The organism is Allobosea sp. LC85, assembly GCF_000735605.1.
GTDB lineage: Bacteria > Pseudomonadota > Alphaproteobacteria > Rhizobiales > Beijerinckiaceae > Allobosea.
Genome location: NZ_JPKG01000072.1, coordinates 26,318 through 47,037 on the forward strand (window position 1 = coordinate 26,318; position 20,720 = coordinate 47,037).

Genomic DNA, 20,720 nt, shown 5'->3' on the forward strand with positions numbered 1-20,720 from the left:
TCCTTTGTCGGCTCAGCGCGAGGCCGTAAGCACCTGGAAGTGCTCGACGATTGGCCCAAGTGCCAGCGCGGGGAAGAATTGCAGCCCGCCCAGGATCAGGATGATGCCGATTACAAGTCCGGCGAAGAGCGGGCTGTCGGAAGGCAAGGTTCCCGCGGTGGGCTGGAGCTTCGGCTTGGCCGCGAGCGCGCCGGCAATGGCGAGCACTGGCACGATGTAGGCGAAGCGCCCGAGCAGCATCGCGATGCCGAGTGTGGTGTTCCACCAGGGCGCATTGGCGGTCAGGCCGGCATAGGCCGAGCCGTTGTTTCCGGTCGCCGAGGAGTAGGCGTAGAGGATTTCGGTCAGGCCGCGCGGGCCCTTGTTGAGCAGGCCTTCCAGTGCCACCGGGAGCACCGCCGCGATCGCTGAAAAGCCAAGGATCGAAAGCGGGAGGATCAGTACCGCGAGCATGGCGAACTTGATCTCGCGTGCCTCGACCTTCTTGCCGAGATACTCCGGTGTCCGTCCGACCATCAGGCCGGCGACGAAGACAGCGAGCAAGGCCAGCACGACGATGCCATAGAGGCCCGACCCGACGCCGCCGGGCAGGATCTCGCCGAGCTGCATCAGGAACATTGCGACACCGCCACCGAGTGGCATGTAGCTGCCATGCATCGAATTGACCGAGCCGTTAGAGGCGCCGGTGGTCTGCGCCGCCCAGATCGAGGAAGCGGCGGGGCCGAAGCGGACCTCCTTGCCTTCCATGTTCGCGGATGCATCGGGGATACCGGCTGCGATCATCGCCGGCTGTGGCGTCAGCGTTTCAGAGGCGTAGATCGCGGCCGCGGCGGCTCCGACCAGGATGACCATAACTGTCAGAAGGGCGCGGGCTTCCTTGCGCGCCAAGGCGATGCGCCCAAACGCAATGACAGTGCCGAAGGCGAGGGCGTTCAGCGAAACGACCTCGATCAGGTTGGTCAGCGGCGTCGGATTCTCGAACGGATGCGCCGAGTTGACGTTGAAGATGCCGCCGCCATTGGTACCCCATTGCTTGATGGCTTCCTGGCTCGCTGTCGGGAACAGCGAGATCACCTGCTTCGCGCCTTCGACTGTCGAGCCCTCGACATTGGCGAGCAAGGTTTGCGGGACACCGGCAGCAACCAGCGCCAGCGCCGTCACGATCGCGAGCGGCAGCAGCACGTAAAGCGTCGTACGCATCAGATCGACCCAGAAATTGCCGAGAGTCTCGCCACGATCGGTGGCGAAGGCCCGCGACAGGGCGGCGGCGATGGCGAGCCCCGTGCCGGCGGAGACGAAGTTATGCACGGTGAGCCCGGCCATCTGGCTGAGATTGCTCATCGTCGCTTCGCCGGCATAGGACTGCCAGTTCGTGTTGGTGACGAAGCTGACGGCGGTGTTGAAGGCGAGGTGGGGAGAGAGCCCGTCGAACCCTTGCGGATTGAACGGCAGCACGCCCTGCAGGCGCAACAGCCCATAGAGCAGTGCAAATCCCGCCGCGCTGAACGCCAGCACCGCGCCAGTGTAAGCAAACCAGCCCTGCTGCTTGTCGCGATCGACGCCGAAGGCCGCATAGGCCACGGCTTCCACCGGTTTCAACACTGGATCGAGCCAGGTTCGTCCGCCCGCCCAGACGCGAGCCATGAAGATTCCGAGTGGCCAACCCACGGCCACAGTCAACGCGATCGTGAAAACGATCTCGGCCCAGCCCCGCCAGTCCATGCGAGGTCTCCTTTATGAAAGCTGTGTCAGAAGCGGTCGGGGCGCAGCAGCGCGGCGACCATGTAAACCGCGAGCCCAAGCGCCGCGGCCCCGTAAAGCCAGGTGAGCGCCATGGTCGTCAGACCTTGCGCAACTGCGCTGCATAGGCAGCAAAGAGCACGAAGGCTCCGAGCCCGAGCGCGATGAAGACGATGTCGGCCATGGCCAATCTCCAGTCAGGTTAGACCGGAGATGTGGTGCGCGGGGCAGTAAGGGGTCGAGGGGAAAGGAAGGGATGAGGCATAAGGGGTCCATAAAGATCGCCCTCAGCAACGGGATTTCGCTCGTCACTGGTGTTGCGCCTGGCAAGGATTAGCGGTGCGATCGCCATGGCAATTCAGGAGGTGCCAGCATCAAAGGACTATCGCCTGCCGGAGGCTGGGCCGATCGTTCTCGTCACGACATCCGACGAGGGGCGGCTCGGTTACCACATGGTGATGCAGCATGCGCCGCCGCTGATCGGCTGCATTATCGGCCCGTGGGATCACGGCTACAGGGTGCGTCGCGGGCAAGCGGCGAATGCGTGATCGCGATCCTGGTCTGGGGCGATCCGGAACGGAAGGAACGCTGCGCCCTGCCTCATCGCGACGACGGCACCTTTGCAGCCGACGGCAAGATCATCGGCCTGCGCGAGCGCATGCAAGACTGAGCCAGACGCGCGCCGCACCAAGCGTGACGGGGTCTCAGGCGGTACTCACCAGTACCAGGGGCGTCCCCCATAGGGATAGCCCCAACCGGGCCCTCCTGCCTGTTCGAAGCGATAGAGGCGCGCGGCGGCGCGAGCCAGATCGACGTCGAGCAGGCATTTCGAAAATGCGTCGGTGCCTGGCCGGAAGCCATAGGATCGGCAGCGTACCTCGTCGGCGCTACGCTGTTCTGCCGCGGTGATGGTTTGGCAGGCAGCGAGACCGCCGGAGATCAGCATCATGGCGAGTAACGAGGCTCTCTTCATGATGCGGCTCCTACGCAGGCAACGACTTGATAGGTTTTGCCGCATTGATGGCCAAGATATGGCTGAATGGGCCGCCTGGCCAATGCAAGCGGCCCATTTATCGCAGCAAAATCTCTCAATGCGCGGATTGACCGGCCTCTGGAATCTCGTAGCCGTCAGAGGCATAGGCGCTAAGCTTATTGCGGAGCGTCCTGATCGAGATGCAAAGCATGGCGGCCGCATGGGTGCGATTGCCGCCGGTTTCCCTCAAGGTGGCGAGGATCAGATCGCGCTCGACATCTGCGACAGGTCGCCCGACGAGATGTTCGGCACCGTTCTCAGGGTCGAAAGCCTGCATGTCATCTTCCCTTTGTGAGCCCCCAGCTCCAACTCAGAAGACGACCCAAAAAGGGGAGAAAAGGGTTAATGGGAGGTAAAGGCGCGTCGTGATGGCGCGATCCACCGCACGGCACCGGACCTGCGCAGATCTCCAATCCAGCGAACTACGTTGCGTCGGGATAACCTGATTGCGACGAACGCAAAACCTTATTTTCTGATTCCGCAAACTCACGCTTCTTCATGAAAACACTCAGCAATATGGCGGCGGCCAGAGCCGCCGCCATAGCGGATCAGCTCTTGAGCTTGGCGTTGCACTGGCTCCAGTAGCCGCCGCCCTTCTCGATCCATTTCAGTGTGCCGTTGGCGTTGGCGGTCTTGTTGGCATTGTACTGATCGGCGCAGGTTTTCAGCCGGGCCTTGCCCGGCGACTCATCCGAGTATTTCTGCGCGACGGCCTTGGGGAACACCGCCGCCTTTGTCGGTGCGGGAGCGGCGGCCGGCTTGACTCCGGGCGTTGCAGACGTAGCAGCCGGGGCTGCGGGAGCGTCCTGGACAGCGGCGGCCGCATCGCTCTCAGCAGCGTCGTCATCACCACACTGGGCCTTGCGGAAATCGTTCCACTTCTGGCCCTTCAGAGTATTCGCCTTCTTGGCGTCCTGATACTTAGCACTACATTCCTTCATCGTCAGTGCCAGGGACGGTGAGGAAAAGACGGTCGCGAGCACGAATGCCGACGCGGCTGCCAGGATCACTTGTCTAGCCATGGTCTGGTCTCCCAATGCCCGGCCACTGCCGGCGTGGAGATGGCACTCCATTTTCGCGGTTCAGGCAAGCGTTGAGGCAAGATCGCGTAGTCGCCGACGCGGGCCCCCCGGCCTGACGGAGGTCAGGATCGGTTCCGGCGATTTGGATTGTCTTATGAGCGGATGCGCCGAACCGCTGACTGTAGCCGAAACGGCTCGAATTTGGATGCCGCCTAGCCGAGTTCCAGAGTGGTCACGCCGAACACCTCGGGCGCGAGAGGAAACGGTCTGCCCAGATACATTCGCGTCGTCTCGAATCCAGGCCGAAGGCCGGCGTCAGCCAGCGTGTCGATGAACCGCTGCCGTGCGGCTGGAACGTCGATGTAGACGTCGCCCTCGACAGGAGAGCCCAGATGCTGAACGAGTGCGGCGGCCGTCGCGTCGTCGACTGCAGATAGCGCACCGATCTTCCAGCCCGAGCGGCACTTGCGCATCACGCCGTACCCAGTGGTCGCGCCATCCGAGGTTGCGACGCACGCATGATGCGGGGGCATGAGCCAGTGCGCCAGGAAGGTTTCCCGTGCCTCCGGAAAACCTCTTCGATCAAAGGCCATGACTTCGGGCAAGAGTTCCGGGGTGACGCTGTTCACCGTCCGGCTCTCAACCAGGTGGCGCGCAAAAGTGCCGCCGAAGCGGATGGTTCGGTAGGCGGGTGCAAAGCCCTTTCGACGGTAGTTCTCAAATTGCTCGTCGACCCCGTCGAGCCCGATCGTGCGCCCATCGAGCCGCGCCATGCCTGCGTCCCAGACGGCTTTGCCATGACCTCGGCCGCGCATGTCCCCGCGGCAGATATAGAGTCCGATGAATCCGTAGGTCGTTCCATAGGCAACTGCCGAGATGCCGGCGACCATCTCGCCATCGACGAAGGCACCGATAAAGCCGTCAGGGTCGGTCGCGCGGAACGCCGCCGCGTCATTGAGGCCGGGATTCCAGCCCTCCGCGGCAGCCCAGTCAATGAGTTGCGCGACTTCCAGCATCTCGAGCTTGCGAATGAGACGCTCGCTCATTCCGCTGCACGCCTTTCCTGATGGGGATTTGCATGTGTCCAATCTAACGCTTCCCGTTCGGCATTGCATAGGCCGCGCGCGCTCCGATGGCGTAAGCGGCGGCTCCACGACCGTCATCAAAGGCGAAGCACTTGTCATACGCGATTGGCGGAGCCGAGGGCGTCCGCAACGCCTGGGCCTTTAGTAGCCGCGGGCCGTGTTATTGCATTTATAGTCGTTAATATGCATTATGAGGCATGGATCCCAACTCATCCTCGATTTTACGGACAACCCGCCTTGCCGGCCGCGACTATGCTGTTGCGGATTTGCAGGCGAATCTGGGACCCGACCTCCTTCGGCTGCCGCATGTCCTGCGCATTCTCGCCGAGAACGTCATTCGGCAGCCCATTGGAGCGGATGAGTGCAATGCCGCGTTGCTGGGCTTTCGCGGCTGGCTCGCGAACGGGCGTTCGGATGCCGAAATCGCCTTTCTGCCAGGCCGTGTTCTCATGCACGACACGACCTGCACTCCCGCGCTGGTCGATGTCGCCGCCATGCGCGACGCGATCGCCGAAGGCGGTGGTGATCCCAGGAGCCTCAGCCCGACCCTTCCGGTCGACGTCTCGGTCGACCATTCGCTCGGCGTCGAACTTTCGGCGTCGCCGGACGCGATGCGCGTCAATCTCGAACGGGAATACAAGCGAAACGGAGAGCGCTACCGCTTTCTCAAATGGTCGACGCTGGCCCTTGAGGGCGTCCGGGTGCATCCGCCCGGCACCGGCATCATGCACACGATCAATCTGGAGCAACTCGCGACGGTCGTGACGACCCGCGCCGTCGACGGTCGGCTCTGGGCCGTCCCGGACACGCTGATCGGCACCGACAGCCACACCCCGATGATCAATGGCATCGGTGTCCTCGGCTGGGGCGTGGGCGGGCTCGAGGCCGAGAGCGTGATGTTCGGCATGCCCGTGATGATGCGCATTCCCGAGGTGATCGGCGTGCGCCTGACCAACCGGCTGCGCGAAGGCGTCAGCGCGACGGATCTTGCGCTGACGGTGACGCAACGGCTGCGTGCGCAGGGAGTTGCCGGCGCATTCGTCGAGTTCTTTGGGCCTGGGGCTGCGACACTGTCAGGCGGTGAGCGCGCCGTCATCGCCAATATGGCGCCGGAGTTCGGCGCCTCGACCGGATATTTCCCGATCGATCAGGCGACGCTGGCCTATCTCGCCCAGACAGGTCGCAGGCCGGATCATATCGAGCTCGTCTCTGACTACGCACGGTCTCAGAAGCTCTGGTTCGACCCGCAGGCGCAACCACGCTTTACCGAGATCGTCGAGATCGATCTGGCGGCGATCTCGATCAGCCTCGCCGGCCCCCGCCGGCCGCAGGATCTGGTCACGCCGGAGGAAGTGGTCCCCGCGCTCGAAGCGATGCGGCAGGCTAAGACGGTCTCGACCGGATTGCCGCGCTATCCTGTCGCGATTGCCGCGATCACAAGCTGCACCAATACGTCCGATCCGCGGTTACTGGTGGCTGCGGGGCTGGTCGCGCGCAAGGCACGTCAGCTCGGTCTCAAGCCCCCTGCCTGGGTCAAGACATCACTCGCACCTGGTTCACCCGCAGCCGAGCGGTATCTTCGGCGAGCCGGCCTGCTTGAGGATCTCGAAGCGCTCGGCTTCGGAATCGTGGGTTACGGCTGCGCCACCTGCATCGGTAACTCCGGCCCACTTCTTCCCGCAATGAATGAAGCGGCTCGCGCGGGCACGGTCCTGCCCGTCGCGGTCCTGTCCGGCAACCGCAATTTTCCCGGCCGCGTCCATGGCCAGATCGACGCCGGCTTTCTGGCTTCTCCGGCGCTGGTCGTCGCCTACGCACTCGCGGGAGATGCCGATCGCGACATCACCAAGGGCACTCTCGCGATCGCGGCCGACGGAACTCCTGTCGACCTGGCGACACTCTGGCCGAGCGGGGCCGAAATTGATTCCGCGTTTGCCCGAGCGCTCGATCCTGCTGATTTCGCGCAGGCGTTCGCGCAGGCCTCTGCGAGCAGGAACTGGAAGGAACTCGAGGCTCCGGCCAGCGCAGCGTTCCCCTGGGATCCGTCGTCGACCTATCTGCGCCCGCCACCCTTCACTCGTGCCGATCAGCCAGGCCGGCTCGGCCATTATCGCGCCCACCCTCTGATCGTGCTCGGCGACGACATCACGACCGATCACATTTCGCCCGCGGGACAGATCCCGCCCGAGAGCGGGGCGGCGCAATGGCTGATTGCACATGGTGAAGATGCCGGGGACCTCAACGTCTATGCCTCGCGGCGAGGCAACTGGGAGGTCATGTTGCGCGGCCTCTTCACCAACCGCACGGTGGCCAATCGTCTCGCGCCGCGCATCGCGCCCGGCTCGACCATCCATGTTCAAAGCGGCGAGAGCCTGCCGCTCTGGCAAGCGGCCGAGCGCTACCGCCAGTCAGGAGAGGCGATGGTCGTCGTCGCGGGGGAGCGGTACGGCACCGGCTCGTCGCGCGACTGGGCGGCCAAGGGTCTTGGCCTGCTCGGTGTCGCGGCCGTACTGGCTCAGAGCTTCGAGCGCATCCACCGGTCCAACCTGATCGGGATGGGGATTCTGCCGCTTATGCTTTCAGCCGGTGAGGGCGTCGATGCGCTGGCGCTTGCGCCGGGCGACATGATCGAGATCGAAGCCCTGCCGCACGCCATCCTTCCTCGCTGCGACGTGCCGGCAAGGCTCCATCGCAAGGCCGGACATACCCAACCACTCGTCCTGCGCGCCGCCGTCGAGACCGCACTTGAATGTGCGACGCTGCGCGCCGGCGGCATCATTCCCATGATCCTTGGGCGCCAAGCGGCGCGCCCCGCCAGACCTTTCACCGCCAGCGGTGAAGAGTTGCCCGGCCAAGCGCGGGCGTAACCGGCGCAAACGCGCCCAATCCAACACGATCGGGGAGGATCGAGATGACGATCGGCAGAATTTTCGCAGCGGGCCTGTTTGCCGTGATGGCGATGGCACCAGAACTGGCGATGGCGCAGGCGCCGCCGCAGGAACTCAAGATCATTGCTCCCGCCGGGCCAGGCGGCGGTTGGGATGGCGCCGCCCGCTCGATCCAGCAGGTGCTGACCGAGACGAAAGCCGTCCGCGGCGTCCAGGTCACGAATGTCACCGGTGCCGGCGGCACGATCGGGCTTGCCCAGTTCATCAACGGCGCCAAGGGCGATCCGAGCCAGCTCCTGGTCAACGGGATCACCATGGTCGGGGCGATCCTGACGAACAAGTCCCCGGTCACCCTGGACCAGTTGACGCCGCTTGCTCGTCTCACCGGCGATCCGCTGGTCATCGTCGTTCCCGAGAATTCCCCGCACAAGACGATGAAGGACTTCCTCGCCGCGATCACGGCCGACATCGCCCGGGTGACCTGGGCCGGCGGATCGGCGGGAGGCGCCGACCATATCCTTGCAGCGCTCGTGACGAAGGTCGCCGGCGCAGATGCCGGCAAGGTGAACTATATCGCATTCTCCGGTGGCGGGGAGGCGCTTGCGGCCATGCTCGGAGGCCGTGTCACGGCCGGCGTTTCCGGCTATGGCGAGTTCGAGGGCCAGATCAAGGCCGGCAAGCTGCGCGCGCTGGCGATTTCCTCGGGCAAGCGGCTGGACGGTGTCGATGTGCCGACGCTGAAGGAGCTCGGCTACGATGTCGAGGTGGTCAACTGGCGCGCGGTCATGGCGGCGCCGGGCATCAGCGCCGAACAGAAGGCTCAGTTGACCAAGCTCTTCGATACGATGGTCGCGAGCGGCGAGTGGAAAGCGCTGCTGAAGGCGCGCGGCTGGGACGATTATTATCTTGCCGGGGAGCCCTTCGCAGCCTTCCTCAGGGAAGAGCAGGTTCGGGTCGGCGACATCCTGCGTACGATCGGTCTCGTGAAATAAGCACCTTGCTTGCCAGCCGTGTCATCACCTAGAGCCACTGTCGGGCGTGCTCGCGCCGGCAGGGCTGAGACGATGGCAGGCAGTGGGAGACGAGACCTGGCGACCCCGCTCGCAGCTCGGATTCTCGATCAGATCCGAGAGGGGCATCTGGGCGCCGGGACACATTTGCGCTCTCAGGATATCGCGACGCGTTTCGGCGTGTCGCGCTTTCCCGTCGGTCAGGCCTTGCAACTGCTTGCCGAGAAAGGTGTCCTGAGCCACGAGCGCAATCGTGGCTATTTCGTCGCCCAGGAGACGCCTCCCTCGGGCGAAGCACTTGGCCTCGCCGAACCGGACGGCGTGACGAAGGCCTATTTCCGCATCGCCGACGACCATCTGCGTGGCCGGTTGTCCGAGCAGGTCACCGAGTCCGATCTCAGGGACAGCTACGGGCTGACCCGTGCCGAACTCAATGCCGTCCTGACGCGGATCAGCCAAGAGGGCTGGGCCGAGCGGCGCGCCGGCTACGGCTGGAGCTTCACGCCGGTTCTCACCACGCCGGAGAGCCTGGAGCAGACCTATCGTCTGCGGCTGGCACTGGAGCCTGCCGCCTTGCTCGAACCCGGCTATCACCTTTCGCCCGAGAGCATCGCCGCTTGCAGGGCTGCCGAGCTGAGGCTTCTCGACGGTGCGATCGAGACAGACAGCGCGGACATGCTCCACGAACGCGGAGTCCGCTTCCACGAGACAATCGTCGCCGGATCCGGAAATCCGTTCTTCCTCGAGACGATCCGACGGATCAACCGCATCCGCCGCCTGCTGTCCTACCGTTCGATGCTCGACCGCAAGCGCTATCGCAGGCAATGCGAGGAGCATCTCGCCATTCTCGACAGCCTGGCCGCGGGCCGGCAGCAGGAGGCGGCCGAGAGACTGCGGCAGCATCTGAGCCATACGATCGAGAACCTATCCAGCATCCGGCCGCTCCTGACTCCTTAGATCGTCAGACCGGATATCGTATCCGGCCCGACGATCTAACGTTCTGTGTTTGCATCGGCTTTCCCGAAAACCGCAATCCACTTTTCGGGCCGATGCTTTAGCGGGCCTGCGGAGCAGGCTCGCATGCGCAGAGAGGGCCGCATCCGGAGGGGCGCGAAAGGCAAACTCAGCGCTCGACGACGACCTGCTCGAGCAACGCCATGGCGGCGGCGCCATCGGCCGCGTTCGGTGCCGTGGTCGGCTCGCCACGTGCTGCACGAACGAAGTCGCCGAGAAGCGCGTGATAGCCCTTGTGGTCCTCGTTGGCGGCAGCTGTCAGATTCGGCTCCCAGACCAGCGTGTCTTCGCCATCGATCAGGCTGGCCTCGGCCCGGGAGACCTTGAAGGGGGGCGCCCTGAAATAACGAACCTCATGGACATTGCGGACCTCGACGCGGGCATGGTCGCCCATCACCTGCCACCATTCCATCGGTGTGCCGCGCGACTGATGCGTGCCCATGACCAGGGTGCCGATGCCGCCATTGGCAAAGCGGAAATCGACATGGAGCAACAGCTTGCCCGGCGCCAGTTCGTGTCGCCTCGCGCTCACGCTCGCGACTTCGCCCATCAGGTGCGGCACGAGGTCGAAATAGTGCACGCAATGATGCAGGTAGAAGCCGGAATAATCGGGATCCCCGGCGAAATAGGTCGGCGCGGTCATGTACTCGCCGAGGAAGCTCGCCGTTGCGCCGAACTCTTCCGTGCGAATGACGTTGGCGGCAATGCGGTTGGCCGTCGAATAGCGCTTCATGAAGCCGAGCACGACCGGCACCTTGCGGCTCGCGGCTGCTTCGGCAAGCTCGGCCGCTTGTCGCGCCGTCGGCGCCGGCGGCTTCTCGATGAAGAGCGGTAGGCCGCGCGCGATCGCTGCCAATCCGATCTCGTGATGCAGGGCAGGGCCGACCGCGAGGCCGACCGCGTCGAGATCGCCACGGGACAGCAGGCCGCGCCAGTCGCGCAGGCGGCCGGCCTCGGGGACGCCGTAGCGTCGGCCGGTCGTATTCAGCCGTGCCTCATCCGTATCGCAGAGCGCGGTGATCTCGACATCATGCCGCGTCAGCTGCGGCAGCAGCATCTCGTTGGCATGGACGCCGCAACCGATCCAGCCGATCCGCAGCGCGCCTGTCCTGGAGCCGGTCATGCCGTCCTCCCGGCGAATGCGAGTGCGGCCTTCAGGAAGGCGATGCTGGCGGCCAGCGGCTCGTCTTCGTTCTCGGTGGGCGCGCGCCACTGGGCCAGCGGGGTGCCGGCTCGCTCGTCGCGGCGTCGGAATGGTTCGAGCACGATCGGCCCGCGATAGGCGACGTCGCGCAGCGCGCGGGCGATCGCGGGCCAGTCGATATGGCCGGAGCCGACGAAGCCGCGATTGTTCTCGTTGGCCTGGAAATGCACGAGTTTCGATCCGGCCTGCCGGATGGCATCGGCAAGATCGAACTCCTCCATGTTCATGTGGAAGGTATCGAGCATCACGCCGACGGCGGAATTGTTCACGCGCTCGACGATTTCGAGCGCGTGACGGGTCGTATTGCAGATATCGGTCTCGAAGCGATTGAGCGGCTCGACGCCGAACCGGATGCCGGACTCGGCTGCGTGCTTCCCGGCCTGCGAGAGGCCGGCGACGATGGCATCGATGCGGCGCTTGCGCTCATCCTCGTCGACGGGGGCGGGAGCCCGGCCTGCGAATACGAGAGGCGCGCCGTAGAGCGGCCCTCCGACGATGGCAGCGCCGAGGGCTGCTGCAACATCGACGCATGTCTCGAGATAGGTGACTCCGGCGTGGTGGGCGCCGGCATCGCCGCTGGCAAGGTCGCGGTTGAGGTTGACCCGGGCAGCGAGCACGCAGGAGAGGCCCGCATCGGAGATGGCGGCGCGGGTCTCGCCCAAATCGAGTTCACCCGGCTCCGGCACCAGCAGCTCGACGACATCGGCTCCGGCCCGTTTCATCCGCTGGAAGCAGCCGAAATGCTCGCGCGTGAACGGTCGCGCATAGAACATCGAGATGACCCCGATCGGATTTGTTGTCATGATTTCACCGCACCGGCCGTGAGCCCGCCCACAAGCCGCCTTTGCACCAAAAGAAAGAGGAAGGTGACCGGCAGCGCGATCAGGGTGCCGCCGGCCGTGAGAAGGCCCCACTGGATGGTGAACTCGCCGATGAAGAGCTGGAGCGCGACCGTGACGGTGCGCACCGCCTGGCCCGAGAGCATCATCGCGAAGAGGTATTCGTTCCAGGAGGTGATGAAGATGTAGATACCGGCCGTGACGACGCCGGGCATCAGCAGGGGCAGGATGATGAGGCGGATGGTCTGCAGGCGGCTGGCGCCGTCGATCATCGCGGCTTCGTCGAGATCCTTCGGAATCGCATTGAAATAGCTCGTCAGCATCCAGATCGCGAAGGGGATCGAGAAGGTCGAATGACCGAGAATGACGCCGAGATAGGTGTCGATCAGCCCGAGCCGGCGCATCATCAGGAAAAGCGGGATGATGAGCAGCACGACCGGGAACATGTTGATGACGAGGAAGCCGGTCAGGAGGCCTCTCCGTCCAGAGAAACGGAAGCGGGAGAAGGCATAGGCCGCGGGGATGCTGACCCCGAGGCCGAGCACACTGGCGCCGACTGCAATGATCAGGCTGTTGCCCAGGCTGCCGGCGAAGCTCGTGCGGGCGATCAGATCGCGGTAATGCTCGAGCGTCGCCTCCCGTGGCCAGTAGTGGAGCGGCCAAGCCGAAAGCTCCACTTGCGGCTTCAGCGAGGTCAGGATCATCCAGGCATAGGGGCCGAGCGCAAACAGGACGATGAGGAGGACGGGAAGCTCCACCTCCAGAATCCGCCGGCTTCGGGTGCGTCGTTCGATCATGTCTCGATGCCCCGGGCGGCCCGCCTGACATAGAGATAGACGACACCCAGCAGCATCGCCGTGAGGATCAGCGCGAGCGCCGCGCCGTAGCCGAACTCCATGCTGCTCGAGGCGCGCAGGAAGGCGTAGAGCGGCAGGGTATGGGTGGCGTAGCCCGGCCCGCCGCCGGTCATGACCAGGATGACGTCGAGCGAGTTCGCGACCCAGATCGTGCGCAGCAACAGCGCCGTCGCAATGACATCGGCGATCGAGGGCAGGGTGACGTAGAAGAGCTGCTGGCGGGCGGTGGCGCCGTCGATCTCGGCCGCCTCGTAGAGTTCGGCCGGCACCGTCTGCAGGCCGGCCAGAATGGTGACGGCAAAGAAGGGAAAGCCCTGCCAGACGAGCGCCAGCATGATGGCGTAGAGCGCGGTATCGGGCCGCGCCAGCCAGGCGATCGGTGCAGCGATCAGGCCGAGGCGCATCGCGATGTCGTTGATGACGCCGAGATTGAAGTCGTACATCCAGGTCCACATCAACCCGATGATGACGCTCGGCAGCGCCCAGGGGATGATGACAAGCGAGCGCGCCAGTCCGCGCCACCAGAAGCTCTGGTTGAGCAGCAGGGCGGCGGCGAGCCCGAGCAGGAATTGCAGGCCGACGACGCCAATGATCCAGATGAAGGATTGGCCGAGCGAAATCCAGAAGACCTCGTCTCGTGCAATCCTGGCGAAGTTGCCCAGCCCGACGAAGCGGGCGTTGTCGGGATCGTAGAGCAGGTAGTCCTGCAGGCTGAGCCAGGCCGTCTGCGCGACGGGAATCAGAACGACGCCCGCCGTGACCAGGATGGCCGGCAGAAGGAACCAGAAGGGCGCAAGGCTGCGGCCGAGAGGCTGCCTGTGCGCGAGAGTGAGCGAAGCCACGATGCAAACCTGTCGAAGCGAGGGCTGGAAGCGGCAGCCGGGTGCCCGGCTGCCGCCAATCCCGTCAGCCGTGAAAATGCTGCTCGATGGCGCGCATCATCTCGTCAGGCTGGATCTGCCCGAGCAGTGCCCTTTGCATGTTGGCCGGCCAGATCCGGGCGATGAAATCCGGCGTCTTGGGCGAATCCGGCAGCGAGGCCGCGAATGGCAGCGAGGCCGCGCTCGCATCGACGAAGCGCTTGGGGTGCAGCGTCCAGTCCTTTGCCGCCGAGGTCGCGATTGGCAACTGTCCGGTGAACTTGTTCAGAACCACGTTGTTCTCGGCCGTGGAGAGGAAGGCGCACCATTTGAAGGCTGCCTCCCTGGCCTTGCTGGCGGCGAAGACGGCGTTGGACTCGTCGCCGAAATAGGTCCAGCCCTTGCCGTCCGGCCCTCGCGGCACCGGCACGGCCGAAACCTTGTCGCCGAGCACCCCGACGATCTCGTTGGCCGAGCCGACATGGTGGATGGTCATGGCGGTACGGCCGGCCTTGAAGGTATCGACGATCTGCCGGAAGCTGTCGGTCGGTGCCGAGGCCGGCACCACCTTGTCCTTGACGGTGAGGTCCACGAACCAGCGGTTGGCTGCGAGGGCCTTGTCGCTGATCATGCCGCCCTTCTCGAAACTGGCGCCGCCGCCGAGCACGAACGGCCCCCAGTGGTCGAAGCCCCCTGCGCCGCCACGCAGGCCGAAGCCCGAGACATCGCCCTTCGTGAGTGCTTTGGCCGCCGCGCGGAATTCATCGAAGGTTGCGGGCGGTTTCAGCCCCGCCTGCTCGAACAGGTCCTGCCGATAATAAAGGTAGAGCACGACATATTGCAGCGGCAGATAATATTGCTTTCCGTCGGCGCCCTTGTTGATCTTCCAGATATTCTCCGCAATGTCGCTGCGCCCGGCCCAGCCGGCGATCAGGTCGTCGATCGGCGAGAGCGCCTTCATCTGCTGGAAGCGCGCGGCCCAGGACAGCCGGACCATCGCGCAGTCGGGTCCAGTCCCGGCGACGAGTGCGGCAAAGAGCCGGGTCTGGTAGTCGTTGCCGCCGCCCCAGGGGATGCTCTCGGCCTGGACCTTGATGCCGGGATTCGCGGCCTCGAACTTGGCGACGAGTTCGGCCGGTGAATGCTGCGGGTTGTCGAAATGGTACCACCAGCGCACCGTCGTGCTGCCTTGGGCGATGGCGGGGCGGGCAAGAGGGCTGACGAGAGCGCTGGCGCCGGCTAACTTGATGAAAGTCCTGCGTTCCATGGTTGGTTTCCTCCGGTTTTTTTATCGTTGAGGTGGTCGGCGATGTGGCGGCCGCCAGCCGCGATCATGCCGGCGGCGGCGGAGAGTTCCCTGCTCATGCGCAGGCAGCCATGCACGACCCCGGGAACATGATCGAATCGGAACGGCACGCCGGCCTCGCCCAGTCGCTGGGCCAGCCGTATGGTGTCGTCGCGGAGAGGATCGAGCCCTGCGGCCGAGAGATAGAGCGGCGGCAAACCGGCGAGGGCCGCCCGGCCCGGCACTGCGAGGCTCTTCGTTTCGTCCGTCTCGTTGCCGAGGAAATTGTTCCAGTACCAGCGCATGTTCGCGCTGGTGAGCAGGTAGTCGCCGCCACCGAAGGCGGCATGGCTCGCCGTCGAGAAATCAGGTTCGTAACAGCCGTAGAACAGCGCGGCGGCGGATAGGGGCGGCAAGCCCTCGTCGCGGCGGCGCAGCAACGCTGCGAGGGCAAGATTGGCGCCGGCGGAATCGCCCGCGATTGCGATCCGCTCCGCCGGCATGGGCGTGCCCAGGCCGCCACGTTCGACGAAGGCGATGGTGGCCAGAAGGTCGTCGAGCGGGGCCGGGAACGGGTGTTCGGGAGCGAGCCTGTAATCGACGCCCAGGACGGCGCAGCCCGCTGCCACTGCGAGATTGCGCATGGTCCCGTCATGGGTCTCGATCGAGCCGAAGGTCCAGCCGCCACCATGGGCATAGACGATGACGGAGGTCGCCGGCGCGCTTTCAGGCCGGTAAAGCCGAGCGCGCAGCGCGCCGGCGCCAGTGGGAATGACCAGGTCGCTCGCCGGGATGGCTGGTGCGCCTTCGCTCCACGGCAATGTTGCGGCATCGACGGTTACGCGTGCCTCGGCAATCGGCGCGGAGCGGAAATCGAAGGCGGGGCCGGCGCGCAGCCGCTCCAGAATCACCTGCATCTGCGGATCGATCCAGGGTTTCATCAGGCGGCTCCGTCACGCAGCACGATCGTATCGATATGGTCCGCCATGGCCCGCGACAGGCCTTCGCCATCGCGGGCCTCGAGCAAGGCGACCAGCGAGCGATGGCGCGCCGCGGTTTCGGCCAGCGGGCGGCGATGACCCGGAGCCCAGAGCTTCGAGCGGTGCGAATGCAGGGTGCAGCGGGTCAGGATCTGTTCGAGAGCATCCAGTCCTGACAGGCGGAAGATCGTTAGATGGAAAGCCATGTCGAGCATGATGAGGGCATATTCGTCGCCGGCTGCAGCGACAGCATCCATGTCGGCCTGTATCGCGTAGAGCCGCTCCAGGCTGTCGCGCTCGACATGCTGCACCGCCCGCAAGGCGCCACGGATCTCGATCCGGCGGCGCAGGGCCAGGATTTCCTCCGCCTCCTCCGGATCAAGCCTGGTGACCATCGTGCCGCGATGCCCCGAGCGGGTCACGAGCCCGTCCTCCTGCAGGCGCAGGAGTGCCTCGCGGATCGTGCCCTGGCTGCAACCATGCTCGCGCGCCATGCCGAGCTCGGTGAGCGCGCTCTCGGGACGCAGCTCATTCAGCATGATCTGCCGCTTCAGCGACTCGTAGACGACGTCGCGGGGCCTTCGAATCTGGTTGGGTATGAGCGCGTTCATCAATATCGATAATGATATTGATATTTCTCATGTCAAGTGAGCGTGCGTGGCGTGGGCCCGAAGAGGCATGGCGACCGGTTGGGAGGAAGGCGTCCCGAGGGCCTATCCAGATCAGCGCGCTATCGCCGGGAGGGCGATGCATCCCGCCCGCGGAAATGCACTTCTCGTTGCACGGCTGCCCTGAAGAGCTCGCGCATCTGAAGGGCCGCGGATCGGCCTGCTACAGCGCATTCTGACAGGCTCAGGTGGCGAAAAACGTCCCTCTGAGCCGATTGCTTCAGGAAGAGCGAGCGTCTCCCGGATCGACTGGCTTCCCAATTTCGCCGCAGGGAAGCGTCAAGTTTCTGAAGTTCAGCGTAGACGACTGATCTTGCTGGTGAGCGGGGAGGGGATCGAACCCTCGACCACATGATTAAAAGTCACGTGCTCTACCACTGAGCTACCCGCCCTCACAGGGCGCTGACATACGGACGCCCCGCGCGCCGGTCAACATCGTTCGCGCACTCCTGTCATTGTTCGATGGCTTTGAGATGTGGCAGAAGCGCTCCGGAGGATCCGCATGACCGATTTGCCCACCCTGTCCGAGATCAAGGCCGCCAAGGCCCTTGTGGACACCGTCTTCCCGGGGACGCCGCAATATGCCTGGCCGCTGCTGAAGCAGCGCCATGGCTTCGAAATCGTGGTGAAGCACGAGAATCACACGCCGATCGGGGCTTTCAAGCTGCGCGGCGGCATTGTCTATCTCGACCGGCTGAAGCGCGAGCGCCCGCATGTGAAAGGCGTCGTTTCGGCGACGCGTGGCAATCACGGTCAGAGCATCGCGATGGCGGCAAGCGGAGTCGGGCTGCCTTCGGTCATTGTCGTGCCGCTCGGCAATGCTGTGGAAAAGAACGCTGCGATGAAGGCGCTCGGAGCCGAGTTGATCGAAACCGGCCGAGATTTCGACGGGGCCAGGGCCGCAGCACAGCAAATCGCGCGCGAGCGCAGCTATGAGATGGTGCCGTCCTTCCATCGCGATCTCGTCTGCGGTGTCGCAACCTATGCGCTCGAGCTCTTCACGGCATGGCCGAATCTGGCGCGCGTCTATGTCGGGATCGGACTCGGCTCCGGTATCTGCGGCTTGATCGCCGCGCGTGATGCGCTCGGCCTCAAGACCGAGATCATCGGCGTCGTCTCGGAAGTCGCGGATTCCTACGCCCGCTCGGTCGAGGCTAAGCAGGTCGTCCCGGTCGAGGATGCGCCGAGCTTTGCCGACGGCATTGCGGTCCGGATGCCCGATGCCGGCGCGCTCGCGATCATCCTGGAGGGAGCCGCGCGGATCGTGCGCGTCAGCGAGGATGCGATCGCCGAGGCCATCAGGAGTTATTATCTCGACACCCATAATCTCGCGGAAGGGGCCGGAGCAGCGCCGCTGGCGGCGGCAGCAGCCGAGGCCGAACTCAACCGGGACGCCTCGGTCGGCGTCGTACTTGGGGGCGGCAACATCGACATGCCGGTCTTCCGCAAGGTTCTTGCCGGGGAAACCCCTCGCATTGGCTAGTTCGAAGGCCGCAGCGGATTGGAAGCGTTGGTCGCTGGCGTTCCTCGGCACGGCGATCGTGCTGGTCCTGCTTCTCTTCGGCTTCATCGCGGTGATGGATCCGTTCGGTTCGCGCCTTGCCGCGGGACAGCCGGCGCGCCCGCTGATGGATATCAATCAGCGCTACATGTACCCGCAGCTTGTCCGCTCGGGTGCTTTCGATGCTGCCATCTTCGGGACATCGACGATGCGGCTGCTCGACCCCGCCGTGCTGTCGCAAGGCCTTGATGTCCGCATGGCCAATCTCGCCATGAACGCTGCCACGCCGTGGGAGCAGGTCCAGATGGCGGAGTTGTTCGCGCGCAAGACGGCAACGCCCAAGGTGGTGATCTGGGGCATCGATACGACCTGGTGCGAGCCCGATGCGACCGAGCCCGCCAAGCGCCTGACACCGCGGCCATTCCCGCCCTGGCTCTATGACGATGCGCGCTGGAATGACTGGCCGAAGCTGATCAATCTGACCACGCTGGAAATCGCGGGCCGTCTCCTGGCCCACAAGCTCCGATATCAGCCTGAGCGGATCCGCCGCGACGGCTACGGAGTGTTCACGCCCCCGGAAGAGACCTACGATCTCGCACGGGCTCGCTTTCATTTGTTCCAGAACCATGGTGGCGTCGCTCCAGACCTGACACCGATCGTGCCGGCCACGGCGGTGGCTGCGAGGGAACGGGATGGCTGGCGTTTTCCGGCGTTGGACTGGCTCGACACGGCCCTGGCGGCGCTGCCGGGGCAGACGAGGAAGCTGATCGTCCTTCCGCCGGCTCATCTTACTGCGCTGCCGCGTGAGGGCTCGGCAGGCTGGCAGCGCTACGCGGCTTGCAAGGAGGCGCTCCGGTCCCTGGCCGCGCGGCGCGGCGCCGTCATTGCCGATTTTACCCACCGTTCAGTCGTCACGCAGCAGGATGCCAATTACTGGGATCCGCTGCATTTCCGGCTGCCGATCGCGCGGCGTGTCGAGGCTGACCTCATCGCGATCGCGCGCGGCGCTCCGGTGAGTTCGGATGGTTTCGTGCAGGTCTCCCGCCCCTGATCGTTAACGCGGCATAAACCACGCCGATCTAGCCTGCCGGCATGGTCGTACGCCGTGGTCTCAGATCCTTTTTCATCACGCTCGCGCTCTATCTCGTATCGAGTGGGGCGGTCGGCTATTTCATGTTCCACGCCCAGCACGGCTCGCGTGGGCTCGAGGCTCGCGGCGGCCTGCAGGAATCGCTGCGGGTCATGGAGGATGAGCTCAAAGAGCTCACGACCGAGCGCAAGAGTTGGGAGCAGCGCCTCGCCCTGATGCGCGACGAGGCCGTCGACCGCGATCTGCTGGAGGAGCGCGCGCGCGCGTCGCTCGGCCGGGTTCACCGGAATGATGTCATCATCATGGGGCGCTGAGCTGCCGAAAAAGCCGCAGAATAGTTCCGATCACATCGATTAACTGAATTCAAGTTAATACACGAAATCATAGAAATATCAGCAACATAACTCATGCTGCATTGCGAGATACCTCCCTCGCCAAGGGGTATATGATCCTCTACAACCAAGGTCGAATGATCTTGGAGGATCGCCGATGGCCGTTGCCGCGCGCAAGACGAAAGCTCCCGCTCAAGCCAAAACCGCGGCCAAGGGCGCGGCAAAAGCCAGTTCAGCCAAGACAACTGCGGAGAAGGGGGCGGCCAAGGCGCTGAGCAACATGCCCTCCTTCACCAGGGAAGAAGACCTTCACGCCTATTACGAGATGCTGCTGATCCGCCGCTTCGAGGAGAAGGCGGGGCAGATGTACGGCATGGGCCTGATCGGTGGCTTCTGTCACCTCTATATCGGCCAGGAAGCCGTCGTCATCGGCATGCAGATGGCCTCGAAGGACGGCGATCAGGTCATCACCGGATATCGCGATCACGGTCACATGCTCGCGACCGGAATGGAATCGCGCGGCGTGATGGCCGAGCTGACCGGGCGCCGCGGAGGCTACTCCAAGGGCAAGGGCGGCTCGATGCACATGTTCTCCCGCGAGAAGAACTTCTATGGCGGACATGGCATCGTCGGCGCGCAGGTATCGCTCGGTGCGGGCCTGGGTTTCGCCAACTGGTACCGGGAGGACGGCCGGGTCTCGATGACCTATTTCGGCGACGGCGCGGCCAACCAGGGCCAGGTCTATGAGAGCTTCAACATGGCCCAGCTCTGGAAGCTGCCGGTCGTGTTCGTGATCGAGAACAACCGTTACGCCATGGGCACCTCGGTGAACCGCGCCTCGGCGCAGACCGATTTCTCCAAGCGCGGCCTGTCATTCTCCATTCCCGGCGAGCAGGTCGACGGCATGGATGTCCGCGCCGTGCGCGCTGCGGGCGAGCGCGCCATCGCACATGCCCGCTCGGGCAAGGGGCCCTACATTCTCGAGATGCAGACCTATCGCTATCGCGGTCACTCGATGTCTGATCCGGCAAAGTACCGCTCCAAGGACGAAGTCCAGCGGATGCGCGAGGAGCATGATCCGATCGAGCAGGTGAGGGGGCGCCTCACACGCGATTTCAAGATCGCCGAGGACGAGCTCAAGGCGATCGACGCCAAGATCCGTGAGATCGTCAACGACGCGGCCGAATTCGCAACGCATGATCCGGAGCCCGATGTCTCGGAGCTCTTCACCGACATCACGCTGGAGCACGCCCGGGCCTGAGGTCCGGACCGCGCCTAAGTCTCTGCCGGCCTCGCCGGCATCTCCCGATCC

The 20,720-nt window shown here is 64.6% G+C and carries 21 protein-coding genes, 1 tRNA gene and 1 pseudogene; 9 read left to right on the forward strand and 14 right to left on the reverse strand.

Features of this window, described 5'->3' with window-relative positions:
* Positions 1–12: 12 nt before the first annotated feature.
* Entirely contained in the window at positions 13–1,722 is a 1,710-nt protein-coding gene (kdpA, locus tag FG93_RS30490; protein ID WP_043242632.1) for a potassium-transporting ATPase subunit KdpA, read from the reverse strand.
* A gap of 26 nt (positions 1,723–1,748) precedes the next feature.
* Positions 1,749–1,835, reverse strand: coding sequence for a K(+)-transporting ATPase subunit F (kdpF, locus tag FG93_RS34115; RefSeq protein ID WP_069880828.1), 87 nt, complete (start codon positions 1,833–1,835; stop codon positions 1,749–1,751).
* A gap of 255 nt (positions 1,836–2,090) precedes the next feature.
* Here kdpF and FG93_RS33770 point away from each other — a divergent pair, with 255 nt between their 5' ends.
* Both FG93_RS33770 and FG93_RS33930 read left to right on the forward strand, forming a co-directional pair.
* A complete protein-coding gene (locus FG93_RS33770; RefSeq protein ID WP_043242635.1) occupies positions 2,091–2,288 on the forward strand; it encodes a hypothetical protein in 198 nt (65 codons plus the stop codon).
* Positions 2,285–2,410, forward strand: coding sequence for a hypothetical protein (locus FG93_RS33930; RefSeq protein ID WP_280114169.1), 126 nt, complete (start codon positions 2,285–2,287; stop codon positions 2,408–2,410). Before FG93_RS33770 ends, FG93_RS33930 begins: the two co-directional genes overlap by 4 nt.
* Positions 2,411–2,455: 45 nt before the next feature.
* On the opposite strand, the gene FG93_RS30500 is transcribed toward FG93_RS33930, so the two are convergent.
* The 4 genes and pseudogenes from FG93_RS30500 to FG93_RS30515 form a co-directional block, all read right to left on the reverse strand.
* Positions 2,456–2,713 (reverse strand): hypothetical protein, encoded by a 258-nt coding sequence (locus tag FG93_RS30500; RefSeq protein WP_081882021.1) that lies wholly within the window; start codon positions 2,711–2,713, stop codon positions 2,456–2,458.
* Positions 2,714–2,828: 115 nt separating this feature from the next.
* Positions 2,829–3,014 (reverse strand): annotated as a pseudogene (locus FG93_RS30505) (helix-turn-helix domain-containing protein); the annotation flags it as partial.
* 307 nt (positions 3,015–3,321) lie between these two features.
* Positions 3,322–3,795 (reverse strand): hypothetical protein, encoded by a 474-nt coding sequence (locus FG93_RS30510; protein WP_043242736.1) that lies wholly within the window; start codon positions 3,793–3,795, stop codon positions 3,322–3,324.
* A gap of 212 nt (positions 3,796–4,007) precedes the next feature.
* The gene (locus FG93_RS30515) at positions 4,008–4,841 is read right to left on the reverse strand and encodes a GNAT family N-acetyltransferase (protein ID WP_043242643.1); all 834 of its coding nucleotides are present in this window, start codon (positions 4,839–4,841) and stop codon (positions 4,008–4,010) included.
* A 236-nt stretch (positions 4,842–5,077) separates the two neighbouring features.
* Here FG93_RS30515 and acnA point away from each other — a divergent pair, with 236 nt between their 5' ends.
* The 3 genes from acnA to FG93_RS30530 all read left to right on the forward strand — a co-directional run bounded on the left by acnA (position 5,078) and on the right by FG93_RS30530 (position 9,735).
* Complete coding sequence (gene acnA, locus FG93_RS30520) at positions 5,078–7,747, forward strand: aconitate hydratase AcnA (RefSeq protein WP_052514394.1); 2,670 nt, start codon at positions 5,078–5,080, stop codon at positions 7,745–7,747.
* Between the two features lie 92 nt (positions 7,748–7,839).
* The gene (locus FG93_RS30525) at positions 7,840–8,760 is read left to right on the forward strand and encodes a tripartite tricarboxylate transporter substrate binding protein (protein WP_200878188.1); all 921 of its coding nucleotides are present in this window, start codon (positions 7,840–7,842) and stop codon (positions 8,758–8,760) included.
* Positions 8,761–8,832: 72 nt separating this feature from the next.
* Positions 8,833–9,735, forward strand: coding sequence for a GntR family transcriptional regulator (locus FG93_RS30530; protein WP_052514395.1), 903 nt, complete (start codon positions 8,833–8,835; stop codon positions 9,733–9,735).
* A gap of 166 nt (positions 9,736–9,901) precedes the next feature.
* Here the strand turns inward: FG93_RS30530 and FG93_RS30535 are convergent, their stop codons facing one another.
* From FG93_RS30535 to FG93_RS30570, 8 genes are all read right to left on the reverse strand, one after another.
* Positions 9,902–10,915 carry a Gfo/Idh/MocA family protein gene (locus tag FG93_RS30535; RefSeq protein ID WP_043242649.1) on the reverse strand — a complete coding sequence of 338 codons (1,014 nt, stop codon included), beginning with the start codon at positions 10,913–10,915 and terminating at the stop codon, positions 9,902–9,904.
* A complete protein-coding gene (locus tag FG93_RS30540) occupies positions 10,912–11,799 on the reverse strand; it encodes a sugar phosphate isomerase/epimerase (protein ID WP_043242651.1) in 888 nt (295 codons plus the stop codon). Before FG93_RS30540 ends, FG93_RS30535 begins: the two co-directional genes overlap by 4 nt.
* On the reverse strand, positions 11,796–12,632 hold the full coding sequence (locus FG93_RS30545) for a carbohydrate ABC transporter permease (RefSeq protein WP_043242653.1): 837 nt from the start codon (positions 12,630–12,632) through the stop codon (positions 11,796–11,798). Before FG93_RS30545 ends, FG93_RS30540 begins: the two co-directional genes overlap by 4 nt.
* A complete protein-coding gene (locus FG93_RS30550; RefSeq protein ID WP_043242655.1) occupies positions 12,629–13,534 on the reverse strand; it encodes a carbohydrate ABC transporter permease in 906 nt (301 codons plus the stop codon). The genes FG93_RS30545 and FG93_RS30550 overlap by 4 nt, the downstream gene beginning before the upstream one ends.
* A gap of 64 nt (positions 13,535–13,598) precedes the next feature.
* Complete coding sequence (locus tag FG93_RS30555) at positions 13,599–14,819, reverse strand: sugar ABC transporter substrate-binding protein (RefSeq protein ID WP_043242657.1); 1,221 nt, start codon at positions 14,817–14,819, stop codon at positions 13,599–13,601.
* On the reverse strand, positions 14,792–15,778 hold the full coding sequence (locus FG93_RS30560) for an alpha/beta hydrolase (protein ID WP_052514397.1): 987 nt from the start codon (positions 15,776–15,778) through the stop codon (positions 14,792–14,794). The genes FG93_RS30555 and FG93_RS30560 overlap by 28 nt, the downstream gene beginning before the upstream one ends.
* Positions 15,778–16,428 (reverse strand): GntR family transcriptional regulator, encoded by a 651-nt coding sequence (locus FG93_RS30565; RefSeq protein ID WP_081882022.1) that lies wholly within the window; start codon positions 16,426–16,428, stop codon positions 15,778–15,780. The genes FG93_RS30560 and FG93_RS30565 overlap by 1 nt, the downstream gene beginning before the upstream one ends.
* A gap of 374 nt (positions 16,429–16,802) precedes the next feature.
* Positions 16,803–16,877 (reverse strand) — tRNA-Lys (locus FG93_RS30570).
* A gap of 119 nt (positions 16,878–16,996) precedes the next feature.
* Between FG93_RS30570 and FG93_RS30575 the strand changes: the two genes are divergently transcribed.
* The 4 genes from FG93_RS30575 to pdhA all read left to right on the forward strand — a co-directional run bounded on the left by FG93_RS30575 (position 16,997) and on the right by pdhA (position 20,669).
* Positions 16,997–17,968, forward strand: a complete 972-nt coding sequence (locus tag FG93_RS30575; protein WP_161783920.1) for a threonine dehydratase — start codon at positions 16,997–16,999, stop codon at positions 17,966–17,968.
* On the forward strand, positions 17,961–19,037 hold the full coding sequence (locus FG93_RS30580; protein ID WP_043242662.1) for a hypothetical protein: 1,077 nt from the start codon (positions 17,961–17,963) through the stop codon (positions 19,035–19,037). The genes FG93_RS30575 and FG93_RS30580 overlap by 8 nt, the downstream gene beginning before the upstream one ends.
* Positions 19,038–19,078: 41 nt before the next feature.
* Entirely contained in the window at positions 19,079–19,390 is a 312-nt protein-coding gene (locus tag FG93_RS30585; protein WP_043242664.1) for a septum formation initiator family protein, read from the forward strand.
* A 298-nt stretch (positions 19,391–19,688) separates the two neighbouring features.
* Complete coding sequence (pdhA, locus tag FG93_RS30590) at positions 19,689–20,669, forward strand: pyruvate dehydrogenase (acetyl-transferring) E1 component subunit alpha (protein WP_244448788.1); 981 nt, start codon at positions 19,689–19,691, stop codon at positions 20,667–20,669.
* Positions 20,670–20,720: the final 51 nt, after the last annotated feature.

Coding starts and splice junctions, on each gene's coding strand:
- kdpA (WP_043242632.1), bottom strand. CDS start 1,722: ATGGACTGGCGGGGCTGGGCCGAGATCGTTTTCACGATCGCGTTGACT.
- kdpF (WP_069880828.1), bottom strand. CDS start 1,835: ATGGCGCTCACCTGGCTTTACGGGGCCGCGGCGCTTGGGCTCGCGGTT.
- FG93_RS33770 (WP_043242635.1), top strand. CDS start 2,091: ATGGCAATTCAGGAGGTGCCAGCATCAAAGGACTATCGCCTGCCGGAG.
- FG93_RS30500 (WP_081882021.1), bottom strand. CDS start 2,713: ATGAAGAGAGCCTCGTTACTCGCCATGATGCTGATCTCCGGCGGTCTC.
- FG93_RS30510 (WP_043242736.1), bottom strand. CDS start 3,795: ATGGCTAGACAAGTGATCCTGGCAGCCGCGTCGGCATTCGTGCTCGCG.
- FG93_RS30515 (WP_043242643.1), bottom strand. CDS start 4,841: ATGAGCGAGCGTCTCATTCGCAAGCTCGAGATGCTGGAAGTCGCGCAA.
- acnA (WP_052514394.1), top strand. CDS start 5,078: ATGGATCCCAACTCATCCTCGATTTTACGGACAACCCGCCTTGCCGGC.
- FG93_RS30525 (WP_200878188.1), top strand. CDS start 7,840: ATGGCACCAGAACTGGCGATGGCGCAGGCGCCGCCGCAGGAACTCAAG.
- FG93_RS30530 (WP_052514395.1), top strand. CDS start 8,833: ATGGCAGGCAGTGGGAGACGAGACCTGGCGACCCCGCTCGCAGCTCGG.
- FG93_RS30535 (WP_043242649.1), bottom strand. CDS start 10,915: ATGACCGGCTCCAGGACAGGCGCGCTGCGGATCGGCTGGATCGGTTGC.
- FG93_RS30540 (WP_043242651.1), bottom strand. CDS start 11,799: ATGACAACAAATCCGATCGGGGTCATCTCGATGTTCTATGCGCGACCG.
- FG93_RS30545 (WP_043242653.1), bottom strand. CDS start 12,632: ATGATCGAACGACGCACCCGAAGCCGGCGGATTCTGGAGGTGGAGCTT.
- FG93_RS30555 (WP_043242657.1), bottom strand. CDS start 14,819: ATGGAACGCAGGACTTTCATCAAGTTAGCCGGCGCCAGCGCTCTCGTC.
- FG93_RS30560 (WP_052514397.1), bottom strand. CDS start 15,778: ATGAAACCCTGGATCGATCCGCAGATGCAGGTGATTCTGGAGCGGCTG.
- FG93_RS30565 (WP_081882022.1), bottom strand. CDS start 16,428: ATGAACGCGCTCATACCCAACCAGATTCGAAGGCCCCGCGACGTCGTC.
- FG93_RS30585 (WP_043242664.1), top strand. CDS start 19,079: ATGGTCGTACGCCGTGGTCTCAGATCCTTTTTCATCACGCTCGCGCTC.
- pdhA (WP_244448788.1), top strand. CDS start 19,689: ATGCCCTCCTTCACCAGGGAAGAAGACCTTCACGCCTATTACGAGATG.